This is a genomic window from Pseudofrankia inefficax (assembly GCF_000166135.1).
Lineage (GTDB): Bacteria > Actinomycetota > Actinomycetes > Frankiales > Frankiaceae > Pseudofrankia > Pseudofrankia inefficax.
Genome location: NC_014666.1, coordinates 7830966 through 7850784 on the forward strand (window position 1 = coordinate 7830966; position 19819 = coordinate 7850784).

The 19819-nt window shown below is 70.2% G+C and carries 15 protein-coding genes and 1 tRNA gene; 10 read left to right on the top strand and 6 right to left on the bottom strand.

Annotated features, from left to right (window positions below):
• Window positions 1-115 precede the first annotated feature (115 nt).
• The 6 genes from FRAEUI1C_RS31685 (at window position 116) to add (ending at window position 5054) form a co-directional block, all read left to right on the top strand.
• On the top strand, window positions 116-592 hold the full coding sequence (locus FRAEUI1C_RS31685; protein WP_232425190.1) for a MerR family transcriptional regulator: 477 nt from the start codon (window positions 116-118) through the stop codon (window positions 590-592).
• 119 nt (window positions 593-711) lie between these two features.
• The gene (locus tag FRAEUI1C_RS31690) at window positions 712-1155 is read left to right on the top strand and encodes a MerR family transcriptional regulator (RefSeq protein WP_013427468.1); all 444 of its coding nucleotides are present in this window, start codon (window positions 712-714) and stop codon (window positions 1153-1155) included.
• Window positions 1156-1771: 616 nt separating this feature from the next.
• Window positions 1772-2374: an ATP-dependent Clp protease proteolytic subunit gene (locus FRAEUI1C_RS31695; RefSeq protein WP_013427469.1), complete on the top strand. Its 603-nt coding sequence runs from the start codon at window positions 1772-1774 to the stop codon at window positions 2372-2374.
• A gap of 106 nt (window positions 2375-2480) precedes the next feature.
• Entirely contained in the window at window positions 2481-2843 is a 363-nt protein-coding gene (locus tag FRAEUI1C_RS31700; protein ID WP_041259777.1) for a cupin domain-containing protein, read from the top strand.
• Window positions 2844-3050: 207 nt separating this feature from the next.
• Window positions 3051-3776, top strand: coding sequence for a helix-turn-helix domain-containing protein (locus tag FRAEUI1C_RS41730; protein WP_013427471.1), 726 nt, complete (start codon window positions 3051-3053; stop codon window positions 3774-3776).
• Between the two features lie 243 nt (window positions 3777-4019).
• A complete protein-coding gene (gene add, locus FRAEUI1C_RS31710) occupies window positions 4020-5054 on the top strand; it encodes an adenosine deaminase (RefSeq protein WP_013427472.1) in 1035 nt (344 codons plus the stop codon).
• 10 nt (window positions 5055-5064) lie between these two features.
• Here the strand turns inward: add and FRAEUI1C_RS36845 are convergent, their stop codons facing one another.
• From FRAEUI1C_RS36845 to FRAEUI1C_RS31725, 3 genes are all read right to left on the bottom strand, one after another.
• Window positions 5065-7494, bottom strand: a complete 2430-nt coding sequence (locus tag FRAEUI1C_RS36845; protein ID WP_013427473.1) for a [protein-PII] uridylyltransferase — start codon at window positions 7492-7494, stop codon at window positions 5065-5067.
• 384 nt (window positions 7495-7878) lie between these two features.
• Window positions 7879-8220, bottom strand: coding sequence for a P-II family nitrogen regulator (locus tag FRAEUI1C_RS31720; protein WP_013427474.1), 342 nt, complete (start codon window positions 8218-8220; stop codon window positions 7879-7881).
• Between the two features lie 596 nt (window positions 8221-8816).
• Window positions 8817-10160: an ammonium transporter gene (locus FRAEUI1C_RS31725; protein ID WP_013427475.1), complete on the bottom strand. Its 1344-nt coding sequence runs from the start codon at window positions 10158-10160 to the stop codon at window positions 8817-8819.
• Between the two features lie 333 nt (window positions 10161-10493).
• Here FRAEUI1C_RS31725 and FRAEUI1C_RS31730 point away from each other — a divergent pair, with 333 nt between their 5' ends.
• Window positions 10494-11735, top strand: coding sequence for a C40 family peptidase (locus tag FRAEUI1C_RS31730; RefSeq protein WP_013427476.1), 1242 nt, complete (start codon window positions 10494-10496; stop codon window positions 11733-11735).
• 212 nt (window positions 11736-11947) lie between these two features.
• On the opposite strand, the gene FRAEUI1C_RS31735 is transcribed toward FRAEUI1C_RS31730, so the two are convergent.
• Window positions 11948-12172 carry a DUF3039 domain-containing protein gene (locus FRAEUI1C_RS31735; RefSeq protein ID WP_041259778.1) on the bottom strand — a complete coding sequence of 75 codons (225 nt, stop codon included), beginning with the start codon at window positions 12170-12172 and terminating at the stop codon, window positions 11948-11950.
• A gap of 290 nt (window positions 12173-12462) precedes the next feature.
• Here FRAEUI1C_RS31735 and FRAEUI1C_RS31740 point away from each other — a divergent pair, with 290 nt between their 5' ends.
• Window positions 12463-13140 (top strand): metal-dependent transcriptional regulator, encoded by a 678-nt coding sequence (locus FRAEUI1C_RS31740; protein ID WP_013427478.1) that lies wholly within the window; start codon window positions 12463-12465, stop codon window positions 13138-13140.
• 388 nt (window positions 13141-13528) lie between these two features.
• Window positions 13529-13601, top strand: a tRNA-Arg gene (locus FRAEUI1C_RS31745).
• A gap of 233 nt (window positions 13602-13834) precedes the next feature.
• On the opposite strand, the gene FRAEUI1C_RS42035 is transcribed toward FRAEUI1C_RS31745, so the two are convergent.
• Complete coding sequence (locus FRAEUI1C_RS42035; RefSeq protein WP_157735110.1) at window positions 13835-14548, bottom strand: DUF4279 domain-containing protein; 714 nt, start codon at window positions 14546-14548, stop codon at window positions 13835-13837.
• 140 nt (window positions 14549-14688) lie between these two features.
• Here FRAEUI1C_RS42035 and FRAEUI1C_RS41735 point away from each other — a divergent pair, with 140 nt between their 5' ends.
• On the top strand, window positions 14689-14817 hold the full coding sequence (locus FRAEUI1C_RS41735; RefSeq protein WP_013427480.1) for a hypothetical protein: 129 nt from the start codon (window positions 14689-14691) through the stop codon (window positions 14815-14817).
• Between the two features lie 279 nt (window positions 14818-15096).
• Here FRAEUI1C_RS41735 and fxsT read toward each other — a convergent pair whose 3' ends face one another.
• Complete coding sequence (fxsT, locus tag FRAEUI1C_RS31755) at window positions 15097-18105, bottom strand: FxSxx-COOH system tetratricopeptide repeat protein (protein ID WP_013427481.1); 3009 nt, start codon at window positions 18103-18105, stop codon at window positions 15097-15099.
• Window positions 18106-19819: the final 1714 nt, after the last annotated feature.

Genomic DNA, 19819 nt, shown 5'->3' on the forward strand with positions numbered 1-19819 from the left:
AGCGCCGCAAAGTCCCAGGAGCGGGCCGCCGGCCTTCGACCTACGGATACTCGGCGTGATGGGGGGGCAGCCTTTGTTCACCGTCCGACGGGATTCGAGCACGGCCACGCGAGGCGTGGCCGCTGAGGCACCACCGGTCCTCCAGATCGGGGACGTCGCCCGCCAGGTTGGGCTGTCGCTGCGCACCGTCCGGTTCTACGAGGAGGCCGGGCTGCTGACCCCGGTCGGGCGGACCCAGGGCGGCTTCCGGCTCTACGACGAGGATGCCCTCGACCGGCTGCTACTGATCAAGCGGATGAAGCCGCTCGGGTTCACTCTCGAGGAGATGCGGTCGCTGCTGGCCGTCCGCGATGAGCTGCGGCTGCCGGGCCTGACCGCCGAACGCCGCCACGAGCTGCGGGAGCGCCTGCGGACCTGGGCTGCGCTGGCCGAGCAGAAGCTCGCCGACCTGCGAGCCCGCGCCGGCATCGCGGCCGACTTCGTCGCCGGCCTGCATGACGACGCGACCCGTGATCCCAGCTCCCCCGCGATCGCGCCGATCCGGGATGACGACCCCGGCGACGGCCAGGAGGCGGTCACCGAACGGACCTGACCCGGTCCCCCGCGCCACCGACGCGGGCGCGCGAGCAGCCAGGCCGGCCGGCCTGGTCGCGGCCGGCCGCGACGTAACAGCACTCATCCGTCCGAGTCCCGCATCGAGTAAGGGTTCAGTTGTCCAACACCCAAAGCATCCCGTCCGCCCCCGGTGCTGGGGGCGAGGTCTACCAGATCGGTGACGTGGCGGACAAGGTCACCCTGTCGCTGCGCACCACCCGCTTCTATGCCGAGGCCGGGATCCTCGCCGCCGTCGGCGAGGACGGGACGGGCACACCGCTGTACGACGACGAGGCGGTCGACCGGCTGCTGCTCATCAAGAAGATGAAGCCGCTCGGCTTCGCCCTCGAGGAAATGCGAGCACTCATCGACCTTCGCGACGAGGCGACCAGCGCTGATGCCGCCCCGGAACGGCGCGCCGAGCTCCTCGAGCGGCTGGAGACCTGGATCGCCCTCGGCGAGGAGAAGCTGCGTTCCCTCGAGGAGCAGGTCCGCATCGCCGAGTCGTTCCTGGGCGTCCTGCACGACGACGCCCACCGCGCCCGCCGCGCCGCCGACTAGGGTTGAGGGCCGGAAACGGCCCTTCGCGCCTCCGGCCCCCAACCTCGGGCGCTGAGCGCCCTCCCAACGCCTGACTAGCTGGACGTGGATGACGTGGGGCTGGCCTCTTCGGTGGTTGGCACCCGTGGGCGCGTCCCAGCGAGCCTGTGGTTGCGTTTCGGCGAGGCCGTGGTCACGTCGTGGGGACCAGCTCCACCCTTGATGATCGCGCGAGAACGCCCAGCCGTCCCGGCCGCTCCCACGCCCGGCGACCGTGGTCGGCTCGACGCCGGTTTCGATACCAAGCTGGCGATCATCGACGGTCGGCGACGTACTCAGGTGCGATGATCGCCGGTCTGGTATCGAAACCGGCGCCTCCCGCCCGATATGCGTCTTTTATCCATACCAGGTTCACGATCTTGCCTATGGCGCCGGCCGCACGAGGCCGAAGATCCGCGATTGGGTATGGAAATCGGCGCCACCGCTGCCTGCGCCGGCGGGGTTCTGCCTGCGGCAGATCTGCTGGGGGCAGAGGATCGGCCGGGGGGTGGGGTCGGCGGGGGAGGCTGGGTTTACCGGACCGGGCCTTTCTCGCGTCACTCGCGAGGCCCGCCGGGCGCAGCCGCCGGAGGGACAGATGGCCGAGGGGTCGGACGAGTTCGGATTGGGCCAGCAGGTGTTCCAGCGCCTGCTGCGAGAGCGGATCATCTTCCTCGGTTCCGCCGTCGACGACGAGGTCGCGAACAGGGTCTGCGCGCAGTTGCTGCTGCTGGGCGCCGAGGACCCGCGCCGCGACATCTTCCTGTACATCAACTCGCCGGGCGGCGTCGTGACCGCCGGGATGGCGATCTACGACACCATGCAGTACCTGGACAACGACGTCGCGACCGTCGCGCTGGGGCTGTCCGCCTCGATGGGGCAGTTCCTGCTCTGCGCCGGCACCCCGGGCAAGCGGTACGCGCTGCCGCACGCCCGGATCATGATGCACCAGCCGTCCGGCGGCATCGGCGGAACCGCCTCCGACATCGCGATCCAGGTCGAGCAGACGCTGCACACCAAGCGGGTCATCCAGGAGCGCACGGCGTTCCACACCGGCCAGACCGTCGAGCAGATCGACCGCGACTCGGACCGCGACCGCTGGTTCACCGCCGACGAGGCCAGGGACTACGGCCTCATCGACGAGGTCGTCGCCTCCGCCCGTGCCGTCCCGGCGGAGTCTCCCTTCGGCTACCGCACCTGACCGGGCCAGGCGAACAGTCCTACCTGGTGGTCACGAGGAGCCAGGATCCGCGACCACCAGGCAGGACTCGACAGGTCACTCCCGGGGGTCGGCGAAGATGAGACTTATGCCCACCTTCATCGAGAAGCCGACCATCATCGAAGCAGCCGGCAACCTCCCGAAGATCATCCGCGAGTACGTCGGGCAGGTGAACAGCGGGACGCCCGGCGTGAGCATCGCGCACATGACCGCTCCGGGCGGCTGGGAGGAGCCGGGGCAGCGCCCCGAGTTCGACGAGTACACCGTGGTGCTGCGCGGCGTCGTCACCGTCGAGCACGAGGGCGGGCGGGTGGAGGTCGGTGCCGGCCAGGCCATCCACACCGCGGCGGGCGAGTGGGTCCGCTACAGCACGCTGGGCGCGGACGGCGCCGACTACATCTCGGTCTGCCTACCCGCGTTCGCGCCCGACACCGCCCACCGGGACGACTGAGCCCGCCCGAACGACCAAACCCGCCAGGGACAACCAAGCCCGCCCGTGACAGCCGACCCAGCCGGGACGGCGGGGTCCGCGGAGACGACAGGCCCGCGGGGACGACCGGGCCGGCTCCTTCCCAAGGTTCCCGGACCGGGCTCGCCCAGCCGGCCTACGATCAGTGTCAAAACGGAGGCCCGCGGGCCCGAGCTGGGGAGGCGGCGGATGGCCGAGTCGGGCGAGGCGCCTCCGCTGCTGCGCCGGTTGGTCGGGGACGCGCTGCGCGGCTACCGGACGGACCAGGGCCGGACGCTGCGCGACGTCGCCGGCGCCGCCCGGGTGTCCGTGCCCTACCTGTCCGAGGTGGAGCGGGGCCGCAAGGAGGCGTCCTCCGAGGTGCTCGCGGCGGTGTGCAAGGGCCTCGACGTCCGGCTGAGCGACCTGCTCGAACAGGTCCGCCGCGAACTGCTCGCGATCGAGCCCCGGCCTGTCACTGCGCCGGAGCCGCGCCGGCCGGTCCAGGGCCCGAAGGCACCAGCCCACGCCGGCGCCGCGAGTGCCGCGACCGCCCAGGGGGCTTCGGCTGCCAGGCCGGCCGCCGCGACGGCGCCGCTGCGCCGGCTGGTCGTGATCGCGCCCGCCCGGTTGACGCCGGCCCAGCTGTCGCGACCGTCCGAGCCGGGGCCGACCTGCCAGCTCGGCGCGTCACCGCCGATGGCCGGGCCGCGTCACTCGCCACGGCCGGGTCGGCACCGTCGCCGGCCAGGCAGCGCCGCCAGCGGCCGGGGAGCGTACGCGCCGATCGTCCCCACGACCTCGACGCGGCGCCCGCCCCGCGCCGGCGGACGGTCCACCGGGCCCGGAACGGGTCTGCGACGCCGCGCCAGTCAGGCCTGCCCCGCTGATGGTCTGCCTGTCCACGGCGTGACCGTGCCGCTCTGGCGGAGCTAGTCCGCCCCCGAGAGAGTCTGCCCTCACCGCGCTCAGAGCATGAGCGCGAGCTCGGCCCTCAAACGGTTGCACCCAGGCCCGATTCACGACCACGCGAGGGCGAAAACGGCGATCATTCCGCCCGGCCCGTGCCGTGACCTGGACTTTCCCGTACCGAAACGTCAACGACGCTCCCGACGTCCTAGCGTGGGGCCGCCCGGCCGTCCAGGCGTGCGGCCCGTGGCTGGAGCGTGGAGGCGAGCGATGGACTATCCCGAGTACCTGCGCAAGGTGCCGAAGGTCGAGCTGCACTGCCACTTCGAGGGCACGGTCCGGGCGGCGACCTTCGCCGACCTGGCCCGCAAGCACGAGGTGGCGCTGCCGACGGACGAGGTGGCCCGGCTCTACGACTACGACACCATCTACGAGTTCCTGAAGATCTTCGGCATGGTGTCGTCGACGCTGATCGACCGGGCGGACTTCGCCCGATGCGCCTACGAGTCCCTCGAGGACGGGGTGCGGCTGGGCAACCTGCGGTACCGGGAGATGTTCTTCAACCCCACGCTGCACACCCGCCGTGGCATCCCGATGGCGACCGTCATCGACGGCCTGGTGGACGGCATCCGGGCGGCCGAGACCGACTTCGGCGTGCGCTGCAAGCTGATCGCCGACGTCTACCGGCAGGACGCGCCGGAGCTGGCCAGGCAGATGGTCGAGGAGGTGCTGGCGAACCGGGTCGACGAGCTGATCGGCCTGGGGATGGACGGCGCCGAGGCGCCCGACCCCCCGGAGAAGTTCGTCGAGGCCTACCGGGCGGCCAAGGCCGGCGGCCTGCGGCTGACCAGCCACGCCTCCGAGGACGCCCCGCCGGTGAACATCACCACCTGCCTGGACGTGCTCGGCTGCGAGCGGATCGACCACGGCTACCACATCCTGGCCGACACCGCCGTGCTGAACCGCTGCAAGGACGAGGGCATCTACTTCACCTGCTGCCCGACGTCGACCGCCGTCGTCTACGGCTGGCCGGACCTGACCGCGCATCCGATCAAGGACATGGTCGCCGCCGGCCTGAACGTCATGCTCAACTCGGACGACCCGACGATGTTCCACACCGACCTCGGCCGTGAGTATGTCGAGCTGTGCACAGCCCTCGGCTACGACCAGTCGACCGTCCGCACCCTTGTCCTCAACGGCGTGGACGCCACCTGGCTCGACGACACCGACAAGGCGTCGCTGCGCACCGAGTTCACAGGCGAGCTGGACGCACTCGACGCCGCCCTCACCGGCACGGACCGGTAGCCGCGGCTGGCTAGGCCTCCGGCGCCGGGGTGTCGGAGGTCATGAGGGCCGCGGCGACGGCCTCGCTGACCTCGCGGCGGCGGGCCTCGCCGACCACCTCGGCGCCGTCGGCCTCCTGGATGTAGAACGCGTCGACGACGTCCAGGCCGATCGTCGCGACGATCGCGGTGTGCACGTCGATGCCGACGCCGGCGAGCGCCCGCACGATCCGGAACAGCACCCCGGCCCGGTCGGGCGCGCGCACCTCCAGCACGGTCCGCGAGCCGGAGTCGTCGAACGTCGCCCGCGGCGGACCGGGGGTGCGCCAGGGCCGGCGGGTCGCGTAGGCCTCCTCGCGGGCCGCGAGCTGGCCGGCGACGTCGAGCCGGCCCTCCAGCCCGCGGCGGACGTCGGCGAGCAGCCGGCGCGGGTCGGGCTCCTGCCCGTGGGTCGCCGCGACGGCCGCCTGCAGCAGCGCCCGGCCGTCCGCGCCGCGGGCCGAGGCCCGCCGGATGTCGAGCCGGTTGAGCGCGAGCACGCCGGCCGTGACCGCGAGCAGGCCGACGTGGTCGGGGGCGAGCACCACGACCTCGTACATGCCCTCGTCCGGCAGCTTGTTGACCTGCACCAGGTGCTCGTCGGGCAGCGCGAGCAGGGCGAGCTGCCGCTCGCTGAGCTCACCGGCATAGGGCACCGGGCCGCCGCCGAGGACGGCCGTCGCCCGCGCGACCAGGTCGCCGATGAGACGCGCCTTCCAGGCGCTCCAGGCGGTCGGGCCGGTCGCCTTCGAGTCCGCCTCGGTGAGCCGGTGCAGCAGGCCGAGCACGCGGATGCTGCCGGCCGCCTGCGCGACGGCCTCGATCGTGGCCGGGTCGTCGATGTCGCGGTGGGTCGCCGAGTCGGGCAGCAGCAGGTGGTGGCGGACCATCGCGACCAGCACGTCGACATCGTCCGGCGGCAGGCCGAGCCGGGGCCCGAGCTTCTCCACGATCAGGATGCCGGCGTCGGTGTGGTCGCCGGGGTAGCCCTTGCCGATGTCGTGCAGCAGCGCGCCGAGCAGCAGCAGGTCGGGCCGGTCGACCTCGCGGGTGTGCTGGGCCGCCTTCGCCGCCGCCTCGATCAGGTGCCGGTCGACGGTGTAGCGGTGGTACGGGTTGCGCTGCGGACGGCTGCGGACGGCGGCCCATTCCGGCAGGACGCGGACGAGCAGGCCGACCTGGTCGAGCGACTCCAGCACCGGGACGGCGTTGTCGCCGGCGGCGAGCAGGGCGACCAGCGCGTCGAGCGCGGCCGGCGGCCACGGGTCGGGTAGCGGGTGCGCGTCCCGGGCGAGCCGGTCGATCGCGTACCGGCCCAGCGGGATACCGGCGCGGGCCGCGGCGGCGGCTGCGCGCAGCACGAGTGCCGGGTCGCCGGCCGGGTCGGCGTCGCGGGCGAGCTGGACCTCGCCGTCCTGTTCGACGACGCCGGCGTCCAGCGGGCGGCGGATCGGGCGGGCCGAGCGCCAGCGCGAGCGGGCCTTCAGCGCGCCGCTGACCTGGTTCCAGGTGGTGTCCCAGGTCCACGAGATGGCCCGGCCGGCGTCGGCCACGGCGTGCGCGAGCGCGAACGAGTCGGGCTGCTCGGCACCAGGGGCCGCACCCGCGGCGACGTAGCCGAGGGCGGCGGCGACCGCGTCGCCGTCCTGGAGCAGCAGCCGGTCCTGGTCCCGGCCCGCGGCGACGCGGCGGATCTCGCCCCGGACGTCGAGCAGCAGCTGCTGGGCCGCGCGCACCCGCTCACCCGGAGGCTCCGCGACCCAGGCGGCCGCCAGGGCGTGCAGTGCCTGCACGTCGCGCAGGCCGCCGCGGCCCTCCTTGAGGTCCGGCTCCAGCAGGAACGCGACCTCGCCGACCCGGCGGGCCCGTTCGGCCTGGAACTCGGCGAGCTCGGGCAGCCGCCGGTGGGCCCTGGCCCGCCAGCGCGTGCGCAGGGCCTCGACGAGCCGGGCCGCGAGTGCCTCGTCGCCGACGACCAGGCGGGCCTCGAGCAGCCCCAGCGCCGCCTTCAGGTCGCCGTCGGCCACGGACACGGCCTGCTCGACGGTGCGGACGCTGTGGTCCAGGCCGACCCCCGCGTCCCAGACCGGGTACCAGATCCCGTCGGCGATGGTGGCGAGCGCGTCGGAGCCGCGTTTGCCGTCGTGCACCAGCACCAGGTCGAGATCCGTGCCGAAGGCCGGCTCGCGGCGGCCATAGCCACCGACGGCGATGAGCGCGAGGCCGGGCCCCGGGTTCCCGAACAACGCGCGCAGCGCCGCGTCGGCCCGATCGGTCAGCGCGGCCCGCAGCGGGGCGCCGACCAGGTCCGGAAAGGCGTCGTCGCGACCGCGCAGTGCCACGAGTCCGGCGACCGCGTCGGGGCCGCCCGCGTCCGGTGCGGGGGTGGCACCGGGGCCGGGCTCACCAGTCGGCCGATCCACCGCGACCACCTCCAGATCCGTCGGTTCAGTCAGATCCTTGCCCGAAGCACACTCATCTACCGAATCGATCGGGCGGGACGGCGCCCCCGTCGCCTGGTCCACGATCACCGGGCCGGCAGGAACGGGCGTACACGGCGGTGACGTCGCGGGCAGGGACGTCAGCGGCAGCGAAAAGCGGGGGGTTCACCGGCGGCGAACCCCCCGCTTGTCAGGCCATCACCCAGCGGGGCCCGGCGGGAGCGGTCGGGAGTGCTCGGGGGTCCCGAGCCTCGGTGCGCGCTCCGGGCACGGCCGCGTCCGGAGCTTCTGGCGGCGCCGGTCGCCCGGGCGCCTGGCGGGCTGGCGCGACGTACGCGTGAGCGTCGTCGCTGGCCCAGCGTCGCGCTAGAGGGCGTCGGAGCCGCGCTCGCCGGTGCGGACCCGCACGACGGTCTCGACGGGGACCACCCATACCTTGCCGTCGCCGATCTTGCCGGTCTGCGCGGCCTTGGTGATCACGGCCACGAGGTCGTCGACGGCCTCGTCGTCGACGACGACCTCAACCTTGATCTTCGGTACGAAGTCGACCTTGTATTCGGCCCCGCGGTAGACCTCCGTGTGCCCCTTCTGGCGGCCGTATCCCTGAACCTCGGAGATCGTGAGCCCGTGCACGCCCTGGGCCTCCAACGCCGTCTTGACGTCGTCGACCTTGAACGGCTTGATCACCGCGGTGACAAGCTTGGTCATTGCTGTTCCTCTCCCTTGGCAGACCCGAGCCCCCTTGGTCAGGCCTGTGTCTGCTCGGGCGCGTTGGAACCGAGCGGACCCGGCGACGCTACCGCCGCCACCGACCAAAGTGAACCGAAAAGTGGTCTCTCACCACAACTATCGAAGGCCTCCGCCCGCTGGGACCCCTCCACTCCCACCTCCGGGCCGGACGGCAGGCCGTCACCGTGACCGCCGCGACGCCGGCCGACCCTCGCGTCACCCGGAAGTGTGACGCGGTGTAGTCGAGGTCGGTGCCGCCACTGCCGTGAGGTCGCGGCCGGCCGACACTCACAGTGACGCGATCGGGTCCAGGACGGCACCGGCCAGGACCAGACAGCAAGCACGTGCCGTCCACGGACCATTCCGCGGTGGAGAACACCGCCCGCGGGCGGGGGAGGCGAAAGTACTCGCGTATTCCGCCGAGAAGCCGAAAGAATCCTGTTGGGGCGTCCTGGGTGCAAAAAAGCGAGGGTGTGCCGATTTCGACACACCCTCGCCCATCAAGCTGTGGGGCCGCCGGGGCGGCGCAGGAAGGACCTCCGCCGCCCCGGGTCAGACCGCCGTGACGCGGCCGGTCAGGCCGTCGCGTCTTCAGGCACGAGCGACGGGGCCGGCGAGGAAATGGTGCCCGCACCGCTGATCGAGCTGTACTGGTACGCGGCCTCACCGTGCAGGGCCTCGTCCATACCGATCTCTTCGTGCTCTTCGCTGAGACGGCCCTTGACGACGTACCGGATGAACAGACCGAGGATCAGCGTGCCGACGGCCGAGTAGCCGAGAGTCGCGCCGACGCCCACGGCCTGCCAGCCGAGAACGCTCCATGGCCCGCCGTAGAGGACACCGTCCTTGCCCAGCGGGTTGACGTCCGTGGTGGCCAGGAAGCCGTTCAGCAGAGCGCCGAGAACACCACCGACGAGGTGGACGGCGCCGACGTCGAGGGCGTCGTCGATGCCGACCTTGCCCTTGATCGCGGTAGCGAGAGCGCAGAGCGCGCCGGCGAGAACACCGACGATGATCGCGCCCATCGGCGAGACGAAACCACAGGCCGGGGTGATGGCGACCAGGCCGGCGACGGCACCAGAAGCGGCACCGAGGGTGGTCGGCTTGCCGTCACGCAGCCACTCGACGACGACCCAGGCGAGCGAGGCGACACCGGTGGCGATCTGGGTGTTCAGGAACGCCCAGCCCGCCAGCGAGCCGGAGCCAGCACCCGAACCGGCGTTGAACCCGAACCAGCCGAACCACAGGATGCTGGCGCCGAGGACGACGTACGGAACGTTGTGCGGACGGAAGTCGCCGCCCGGCCAGCCCTTGCGCTTGCCGAGCACGAGCGCCAGGACGACACCCGCGATACCGGCGTTCGCGTGGACGACCGTTCCACCAGCGAAGTCCATGACGGCGTGCTTGAACAGCCAGCCGTTCGCGTTCCAGACCCAGTAGGCGATCGGCGAGTAGATCAGGACCGACCACAGGGTGACGAAGAGGCAGAACGCGCCGAACTTGAGGCGGTCCGCCGTCGCGCCGGTGATCAGCGCCGGGGTGATGATGGCGAACATCATCTGGAAGGCGACGAACACCGTCTGGTGGGTGGCGCTGCCCTGCGGGTTGATCGACCCGATCGCGGTCGGGTCACCCAGGTGCTGCATCGCGGCGTAGTGGAAACCACCGAAGAAGCCGTTGGTGTCCGGCCCGAACGCGATGCTGTAGCCAATGAGGGCCCAGACCAGCGTGACAATGCCGATGGCAAAGAAGTTCTGCATCAGCATGCCCAGGACGTGCTTGCTGCGGACCATGCCGCCATAGAAGAAGGCAAGTCCCGGCGTCATGAAGAGCACCAGCGCGGAGCTGGCGAGCATCCAGGCGTCGTTCGCGGACAGGCCTGCGTTGGTGACTGCGTCCTGTAGTTCTTGTGGGGACATATCTCTCCCGTCGTACTCCCCCCGCGCGAGCCGCCGCGCGGACTACGGTCCCCGGTTCGCCTGCTCGCGGCACTCGTCCCGGATCCTCCGGTGTCGAAGGTTCTTTAGGCGCTGTTCCAGACCAGTGACCGCCCTGTTTCTGGTGTGTGAATTCGCTAAATTGGGCGGCACGTGGTCGAGAAGGGTGTGCCTGCAGTGGGCGCCCGGAGACTCTCCGTGTCGATCAGCGCAGATGCGTGACTGTACAACTTCGGACAGTTACTGTGACGCGCCGTGTGCAACACACGATCGGAGGGCCCCCATAGTGGCCGTGGTCTGTCCCAGGACCCGCGGATGCCACGGCGTTGGCCCGTCAGGCTCACGCCGGCACCCGCCCAGCGCGGCCGGCCTCCGGGCACCCGCGCTCTGCTGGGATTTCTGATCTCCGGGTGGCTGACTCTCGCGCCTGGAGTGTCACCCGCGTGGGCGCAGCCAGTCCCGTCCACGTCCGGCGCACCGGACACGATCGCCGGGCTGACGGCCCAGATCGCCGCCGTCCGCGACGAGCTGTCCGGCCTCGACGACCAGATGACGGCGGCCACCGAGGCGTTCGACGCCGGCCGGCTGCGGCTGGGGCGAGCCCAGACGGCCGCGGACGATGCCGCGCAGCGCGTCACCCGCGCCGACCGAACGGTCCAGGACGTCGTACAGAAGCGGCGCGACCTCGCGGCGTCGGCCTACCGGGCGGGGGGCCTGAACACGCTCTCGGCGATCCTGGGCGGCGACCCCGGGGACGCACTCGACCGCGTCGGCGCGCTGGACGCCCTCGCCCGCCGGGCCGGCGCCGCGGAGACACAGGAGCGGCTGGCCCGGGTCGACCTCACCCAGGCCCGCATGGACGCGCAGGCATCGCTCGCCGCGGCCCGAGCCGCGTTCGACGACGTCGCGACGCAGAAACAGATCATCGAGACCTCCGCGGCACGCCAGAAGGGCCTGCTCGACGGCCTCATCAGCAAGCAGGCCGACCTGGAGCGGAAGGCCCGCGAGGAGGCGGCCGCGGCCGAACGCGCCCGCCAGCAGGCGGCGGCGGCCGCGGCGGCGCGGATCGCGCAGCAGGCGGCCGACCAGCAGGTCCAGCTGCGCCAGCAGTCGGCCCTCGTGGGGCAGGCGGCCAACGCGTTCACCGGGACCCCCGTCACGCCGCCGGCTCCCGCGACCGCGCCCGCAGTCGCGGTCGCGGGGGGCGGTGGAGCCGCGACCGCCGTGGCCGAGGCGTACAAGCAGCTTGGCAAGCCCTACGTCTGGGGAGCGGCCGGCCCCGACACGTTCGACTGCTCAGGTCTGACGCAGTGGGTCTGGGCGAAGGCCGGCGTCCAGCTGCCGCACTACACCGGCGACCAGTGGAACGCGGGCCGTCACGTCACCCGCGACCAGCTGATCCCGGGCGACCTGGTCTTCTTCGACCCGAGCCTCGACCACGTCGGCATCTACATCGGCAACGGCCAGATGATCCACGCTCCGCACACCGGCGCCGTCGTCCGGGTCGAGAACGTCTGGTGGAACGCCTTCCAGGGCGCCATCCGCCCCGCCGGCTAGCGACTGCCGGCCGAGCGTGGCCTGTATGCCGTGGCGGCCTTCAGCGGGACGCTGACGTCCTCACGGGCGCCACCCGGCGCCCTGGCATGCCCGGACGGCCATGCGGCTCGTGCCGGGCGTACGAGGGCTGGGCATCGCCAGGAAGCGCGGCAGTGGAAACCGTCGAAGACCGGACCGCGACCGGGCCAGCTGGCCCGGGCCGGGGCGAGTCTCTAACCGAACTGCTCGGCCATCTCGACGAGTTCCTTGCACTTCGGGCAGACCGGGAAGCGGCTCGGGTCCCGGACCGGCTCGAACTTGAAGCCGCACAGCGCGGTCACACGACCGCCCTCGATCGACGCCCGCACGATGTCCTCACGGCGGGCGAAGTGGGAGTAGTCATCGCCCTCGCCCGTGCGCGTGTCGGACGTCTCTGGCCGGATCTGCGTGGTGCTCACCGGCCAAGTGTAGTTCTCGCCTGTGGTCACTGCCCGGCATGGGATCCGGCGCGCGCCCCGGCCCGGAGTGCTCATCGAGGCGTGGACCGTCGGCTTTGCGCCCATGGAATCGGCGGTCCGCGCTGGTTGTTGCCCCTCACGCGCCGGGTGGCAAGCCGAGCCATGGCAGGAGACTCTTGTCAAGGGCCGTTCCGACGGCGCGCCCGGTCGACCCGGAGCGTCGGCGCGCCCCACGGGGCTCTTATCGCGGCGGGTGCCGGCGTACCCTGGGCAGTGAACGAAGGAGGCCGGTGACTGCACTGATCGACAGTACCGAGATGTACCTCCGTACCCTGTACGAGCTACGGGAAGAGGGCATCCCGCCGCTACGCGCGCGCTTGGTGGAGCGGCTGCACGTCAGCGCTCCCGCCGCCAGTGAGTCGACGGCTCGACTGGCGCACGAAGGCCTGGTCTCTCTCGCCGAGGACCGGACCGTCCAGTTCACCGACAAGGGCCTGCTCCGGGCCACGGCAGTGATGCGTAAGCACCGCCTCGCCGAGCTGCTGCTCACCAAGGTCATCGGCCTCGACTGGGCTCTCGTCCACAACGAGGCCTGCCGGTGGGAGCACGTGATCTCCGACGAGGTCGAGGCCCGCCTGACGGTGCTACTGGGCGATCCGAAATTCTGTCCGTTCGGCAACGAGATCCCGCCCGCGGTGGAACAGATCGCGAACGGCAGCGGCATCCCGAAGAGCCTGCTCTCGACCGCGGACGGCGCGGCCGGGCAGGCGAAGCCGGTCACGGTCGGCTGGATCTCCGAGCGACTACAGAGCTACGAGGACGTCATGCGCCGCCTCCAGGAGGCCGGCATCGTCCCTGGCGCCCCGATAGTCATCGAGTCCGCCGGCGACATCGTGAGAATCCACCAGAAAATCGACAAACCCGCCCAGATCGACCGCCGAACCGCTTCTCTCGTCTACGTCCAGTAGTCGCGCTCACGACCGGCGCCGCTGAGCCTCGCCCAGCGGCGCCTCCGCGCTGCCCCGCGTCGGTCGGCGCACGGCCCTCCGGCCCCTCGCACCCCCGGCCCCTCGCGCGGCTCTCATGATCGCCGTTTTGGCCCTCCAGCGGTCACGGAAACGCCCCGATCACGACCACTTGAGGGCCGAAACGCCGATCATGGCCGGTGGGGTGGCGGGCGCGCTGGGCCAGGGGCTTCGGGGAGGCGTCCCGGCGGGACTCCGGCCTGGGTCACCAGACAGGGCCCGGCCCGGCGGACCTCGGTCGCGAGCCGGCAGGCGATCCGGCGTACTCTTGCTTGGTCGACGCGCGGCATGATCCGGTCTCAGCCGGCTCCGGCGCGCAGCCGACACGCCCGCCCTCGTAGCTCAGTGGATAGAGCGACCGCCTCCTAAGCGGTAGGCCGCAGGTCCGATTCCTGCCGGGGGCACTCACTTTGACCGTCTGACCAGCATGTTTACGGCTCTCGCCGATCGACGCGGGCAAGCGCTCCGGTCGTAGGCCTACTAACTTTCGCGGTGCAGCGTTCCGACGCACACGGTCGGGTGGCGGCTCGCCGAGCACGGCGCGCCAGCGCCCCGCGCAGGCGGGTCGTCGGGTCCTTGCCGTGCGTGGCGTGAGGGGCGCGGCGCGCCCCGTGGATCTGATCAGCGGTGGCGGGCGCTACTCGTCGTCTGGATCGCCGCAGGAGTCGATCCAAAGGTCTCCGGGCAGCGCAAGGAGCCGTGATAGCAGGCGCCGGTCGAGCTCGACAGCATGCTCGGTGGCCTCGGAGGCCACGAAGCAAAACCAGTTGGCCCAATAGCCGGCGTCGACCAGGTCCCACAGCGGCTGGGCGAGCGGCTCCAAAAGAACCAGCAAGCGATGCAGGTGGGTTTCCAACTCCACGCCGGACTCGACCTGTGGACTGGACTGCAGTAGCCACCCAGACGTGCCGCGAATCGATCGTGAGCGACTGCTAACCGGCGTGCAGACCTCGAACGCCTTAGTGGGTTGGAGACCCAGGCGCTGGGTCACGGCCGCTGCAGTCAGCCCATCAGGCCCAACCAGTCGGTACGTCGCGGTAGTGCGCACAGGATCAGTGTGGTTGAGGGCCTGGCCGTCATGCCCCAGGTAGAGCGTGATCCCTTCGGTGTGCCGGCGGCTCTGCCCTACCTCCGGGTTCTCGGCCGCGCAAGATCCGCCAACGGGACCTGCGGACGGACACCGTCCGGCAAGATCCGCCAACGCTGCCCGCCGACCTCGCGAACCATGCGGATCTTGCAGGGCGGTAGGCCGGCGGTCCCCAACGCCTGCCGTGCCAATCTTGCGCGGCACACCGTCGTCACCAAGCCAGGACTTGACCGTGAACGCCTCCTTCAGCACCGCCACCGCCACGGGAAGCCGGTCCAGGCGGGATGAGTCCTACGGGTCTCCTGTCCGACGACCCCGCATCGGTCCGCCAAACCGCCTTGGTCCTGGTCAGAGCGCCATCCAGGGTCCTGGAGTAGGTCGCGGACCAGGACGCGGACTTTTGGGTGGTCTCGGATCTGCTCGGGCGCGATGCGCTCGGCCTCCAGAAGCGCGGCGATAGCGTCGCCGCGGTCGCGGCGCTGAGCGTGGGCGCGCGCCACATCCACCAGGAAGCGGCCACGCCGTTCCGCTGATAGTCCGGTCGTGTCGATGCGGCCGGCTCGGTCGAGGGCCTCGCCAGCGTCGCCCAGACGGCGAAGAGCGCCAAGAGATCAAGGGCCGGGAGCCAGGTTGGCAGCTATGCCAGCGGACGATGACGGACGGTCGTAGACGTCTGTGGACTCCAGACCGCCGTGACGTTCACCAGGTGGTCGTCCATGGACGACCGGTCGATGATCTCGAATTCTCCGGTCACCGATTCAAAATCAACCTTCCCGAAGCCTTCCGGGCCGAATGCTCGTAGAAAGTGGGGTCTATCGGCCGGAGTTGTTTCCATCATCCGCTAAGGCTTGTCGGGCCGCCAGTGTGTCTGGGTGGTCGTCGCCGAGAATCCGGCGAGATCGGGTGACGACGTCGTCGAACAACGCTCGCGCCCTCTCGTAGTCGCCCTGATCTCGGACTACTAACGCGAGCGCGTGCGCTGCGGCAATCGTGTCGGGATGGTTCTTGCCAAGGATCCTGTCGCGTCGGGTGACGACGTCATCGAACATTGTCTGAGCCGTCACGTAGTCGCCCTGATCTTGAGCTACGAACGCGAGTTCGTGTGCTGCAGCGATCGTGGACGGATGGTCCTCGCCGAGGATCCGACGCGAGCGGGCCAAGACGTCGTCGAGCATTGCCCGAGCCATAATGTGGTCGCCCTGACCTCGCACGACACGAGCAAGTTCGTGTGTTGCGGCGATCGTGGACGGATGGTCCTCGCCAAGGATCCGACGCGAGCGGGCCGAGACGTCGTCGAATAGCGTGCGCGCCGTCACATAGTCGCTTTGATCCCTAGCTACGAATGCGAGGGCGTGTGCTGCGGCGATCGTGGACGGATGGTCCTCGCCAAGGATCCGGCTACGTCGGGCCAGAACATCGGCGAACATTGTCTGCGCGGCCGCATAGTCACCCTGATCCCTTACGACGCGGGCGAGTTGATGTGTGGCTTCAATTGTGGACGGATGGTCGTCACCGAGAATCCGACGCGAGCGGGCCAGGACGTCGTCGAGTATTGACCGGGCAGTGGCGTAGTCACCCTGATCTCGAACCGTGAATCCGAGGGCATTTCCGGCCGCGATTGTGTCAGGGTGATCCTCGCCGAGGATCCGTGCGCGTCGTTTGACGACGTCTTCAAGCATGGTTCGCGACGCCGCATAGTCACCTTGATCCCGCGCGATGGCTGCAAGGTTGTGCGCGGCGCTAAGCGTGTCCGGATGATCCTCTCCGAGGATCCGGCGATATAAGGTCAGGACGTCGGCGAACATTGTTCGCGCGGTCGTGTAGTCACCCTGGTCTCGCATTACGCCTGCAAGTTGATGTGCGGCTCCTATTGTCGACAGGTGGTCCTCGCCGAGGATCCTCCGGGACCGGTCCAGGACGTCGGCAAACATTGCCCGTGCCGTCACATAGTCGCCTTGGTCCTGGACAATGAACGCAAGCGCATGCGCGGCTGCGATCGTGGACGGGTGATCCTCGCCGAGGATTCGACGGCGTCGAGTCAGGACATCGTCGAACATTGTTCGCGCGGTCGCGTAGTCACCCTGATCTCGCACGACGCGAGCGAGTTGATGCGCGGCGTCAATTGTGGACAGATGGTCCTCGCCGAGGATCCTCCGGGATCGGGCCAGGACATCGTCAAACATTGCGCGCGCCATCACATAGTCACCCTGGTCTCGGACTACGAACGCGAGTGCATGCGCGGCGCTCAGCGTGTGCGGATCGTCTTCGCCGAGAATTTCCTTGCTATGATCTAGTGCGCTCTCACCCAGGCTGCGACTGCTCGGGTAATCGCCGCGGTCCCGTAGATATCGGATCAGCCAGGCGACCATGTTGCGGCTATCCGGGTCGTTATCGTCAACTAACCCGATGGCCAGCGCGTGCGCGTGCAGGAGGGCATACCGAGGCCACGCCTCCGGCCGGTCGCGCACCTGAGGATGTCCATGGGCAATGAGTCGACGCGCCACCCTGCGCAAGAACGATCGCAATTCGCCGGGCGTATCATCCCGCAGAACGCGCGCGACTAGCCGGTGCATAACCACCGCGTCTGTGCCCTCGGTGCGGCGCACGAGCGCCAACGCGAGCACCCGACCAACCAACTCGGCCCATGCAATCCGGTCCGCGGCCACCTCATTCAACGGGGCTGGAAGGATCTCAGCAGCGTGCGGACCCACCAGGTCCAGCGGGATCGGCTCCGGAGCAAACTGCGCAAACAGCCGAGCTACCATCACCACAGCCGGGTCGTCGAAGGCGTGAAGAATCACCGTCCATGTCGCTGCGACCGGCCGGACGCCGCTCGGTGCACCCCGGCCCATCAGCCGTTGTAGCTCCGTCGCCAGCAGATCAGCGTACTCGGAAGGCGCCATCGATGTCGCCCCTAAGAACGCCCCGGCCTGCTCGACCGCCAGCGGCAGATTTCCCAAGGCTGTGACGATCCGGCCCGCGTCTTCTTCACCTACATGCTCGACGTGCGCCCGCAGCAGCATCACCGCGTCTGCCGACGGCAGCACGTCTACGGCAATAGTGCGCGCCAGCCCCGACCAGCGATGATCACGCGAAGTCACCAGCACGTGTCCACCCGACACCGCCGCCGCCCTCAGCACCCCGAACAGGTCCTCCGGCTCGCCCACGTTGTCCAGCACCAGCAGCCAGCGGGAGAACCTATTACTCGACGCCAACATTGTTACGAGCGCATCGACCGACTCCTCGGCAGACCCGACTGTCGCAATCCCCACCCGCTCCACCAGCCGGGTAAATGCAGCTAAGGCCGACGACGACTCCTCCGCCGGTATCCACCACACAAGGTCGTACTGTCCGCCAAATCGGTAGCAGTACTCCACCGCCAATTGTGTCTTCCCTACGCCGCCCAGCCCATGGAGTGCGACTGGCAGGACCGCAGCTGACCCTGACCCCACCAGCCGCTCCCGCAACGCTGCCAGTTCATCCTCCCGCCCAACGAACAGCGGATTTCGCGGCCAAGCCACCTCCCACACCACGCCGCCTGCCGGGCCGCCCGGCGACGACCCGCCAGGTCCGGTGTCGAGACCCGGATGACCCGGAAACCGGTGACGAGCGATTGTCATCAGCCGTTCCGCGCCTCCAACGGCGACACCATGGGCGAGCAGCGTCGAAACCGCCGTCCAGAACACTCGCGGACTTTCAGAACTCCACGGCACATCGGCCGTCGCGATCCCCGCCTCCTGCACCAGTTGACGCGCCGACACCGGGTCCGCGAAAACCTCGGCAAGCGCAGCGATCTGCCAGTCGGTCAGACCCGACCTCATGCCACCCCCCGGCAGCCCGAACCACCCGAGCGACACAGTCTGTGACGCTGTCGATCAGCATCCCATGTTCCGCCACCAACCAGCACATCAGCAGAGGACCCGGCGAGCTACTACGGGACACTGGTCAGTCAGCGGCCGTCTAGGACAGGCGGGTCCGGAGATCGAGAGGGGTTGGTTGACGGTCAGGCCAGCGGAGAGCGACGCCCGCCGAGGTTCCAACATCGAAATTCGGGTGTGATGCTTGATACGACGGCTGTGACGGTTGGGAGTTGGCATGCCTGCACGACTGCAACGTGTAGTCCGACTACGCGGCCCGCAGTGCGAAGTCGATCATGCGCCGGCAGCCAGCGTTGCAGCCAAGCCGGCAGACGGCGGACGAGAGTGGATGCCCGCAGAATTCATTCGACGCGTGACCTGCACTTACAGATGTTCACGGACAATGACCAATATCTCTTGATTCGCGGGTCGAGGACCGCCCGCACGACGGTGCCGTCCCGCGCTGCCTGCCGCTTCCGCTCCTCGACGCCCGCGCGCTTGCGGTGCCCGCGGGCAGGAACGCGTGGTCTCAGTCTTGGTCTCGTTCACGGCCGTTCAGCGGCGGTCGAGACCACATAGTGGCATTGCCCCGCCAGCGTCGCGGACCGCCGTGAAGGCTGGCGTACGAGCCACCGTGGCACTCCTAAGCGGTAGGCCGCGGGTCCGATTCCTGCCGGGGCGCTCTCCATGTCTGACCAGCGCGTTTGCAACGCCACGCCAGGCCATCACCGATGGCTATGCGCTTCGGTCGTGGGCCTACTAACCTCCGAGATGCGACGCTCCGACGCGCGCGGGCGGGTGGCGGCCGACGCGCCCGCCGAGCCAGCACCGCGCGCAGGCGGCTGCGTGGCGGTCGCCGGGTCCTGGCCGTGCGCGGCGCGTGCGGCGAGACGTGGTGGAGGGGCTGGTGGCTCTCAACAAGCGGGGTAGCAGACTGATCGTGGTCGACGGCGACCACTACCGCTGGATCGTTCGCCGGAAGCCGACGTATTGCCAGGGCAACGCCTGGACACCACTCAGCTTCGCGGTTGAACGCGCGAACCCGCCCGGCCGCACCGCCCTCGTCGTCCGCCTGGCCACCCCTCGTCTGGACAACTGGCTAATGGCCCCGGCCGCCCCCTTACTTCCCTCCGCGGTCGCCAGCGCCATTCGACAAGCGCTGGAGCACGGATGGCGGCCAAGTGCTCCGGGCTCGCCTTTCGTACTCGACCTCGGGCGATAGCAGCCCGCGTCGTCGCGGGCCGGGCCCGTCAAATCCGAGGGCCTTGCCCTCATGGCTGGGGCGAGCGTGATTCCTCCCGAGAGCTGGCGGGCTTGTCCCCACCGCCGGGTTCTCGGCCGGGCAAGGTCCGCCAACGCCCCCTGACCCGAGCCCCAGCCATACGGATCTTGCGCGGTCGGGGTTCCGATCGACGGCGACCAGCTCCACATCTTCGACCCGCAAACCGGCGGGCTCCTCCGCACCCAGTCGAACCCGCTCACCCCCGACCAGGCCCGCCGGGTCCAGGGCGCCCGTCCCGCCGGCCCACAACCCGGCCCTCGATCGAGCCTGCCACCGTCCAGCGCCGCGTCTCGGACTCCGGCCCTGTCATGATCGCCGGCCAGTACGTCCTCGTCGGCCGACGCGCCGCCGGCCGCACGATCACCGCCCACGCCGCCGACCCCCACGATCACCACC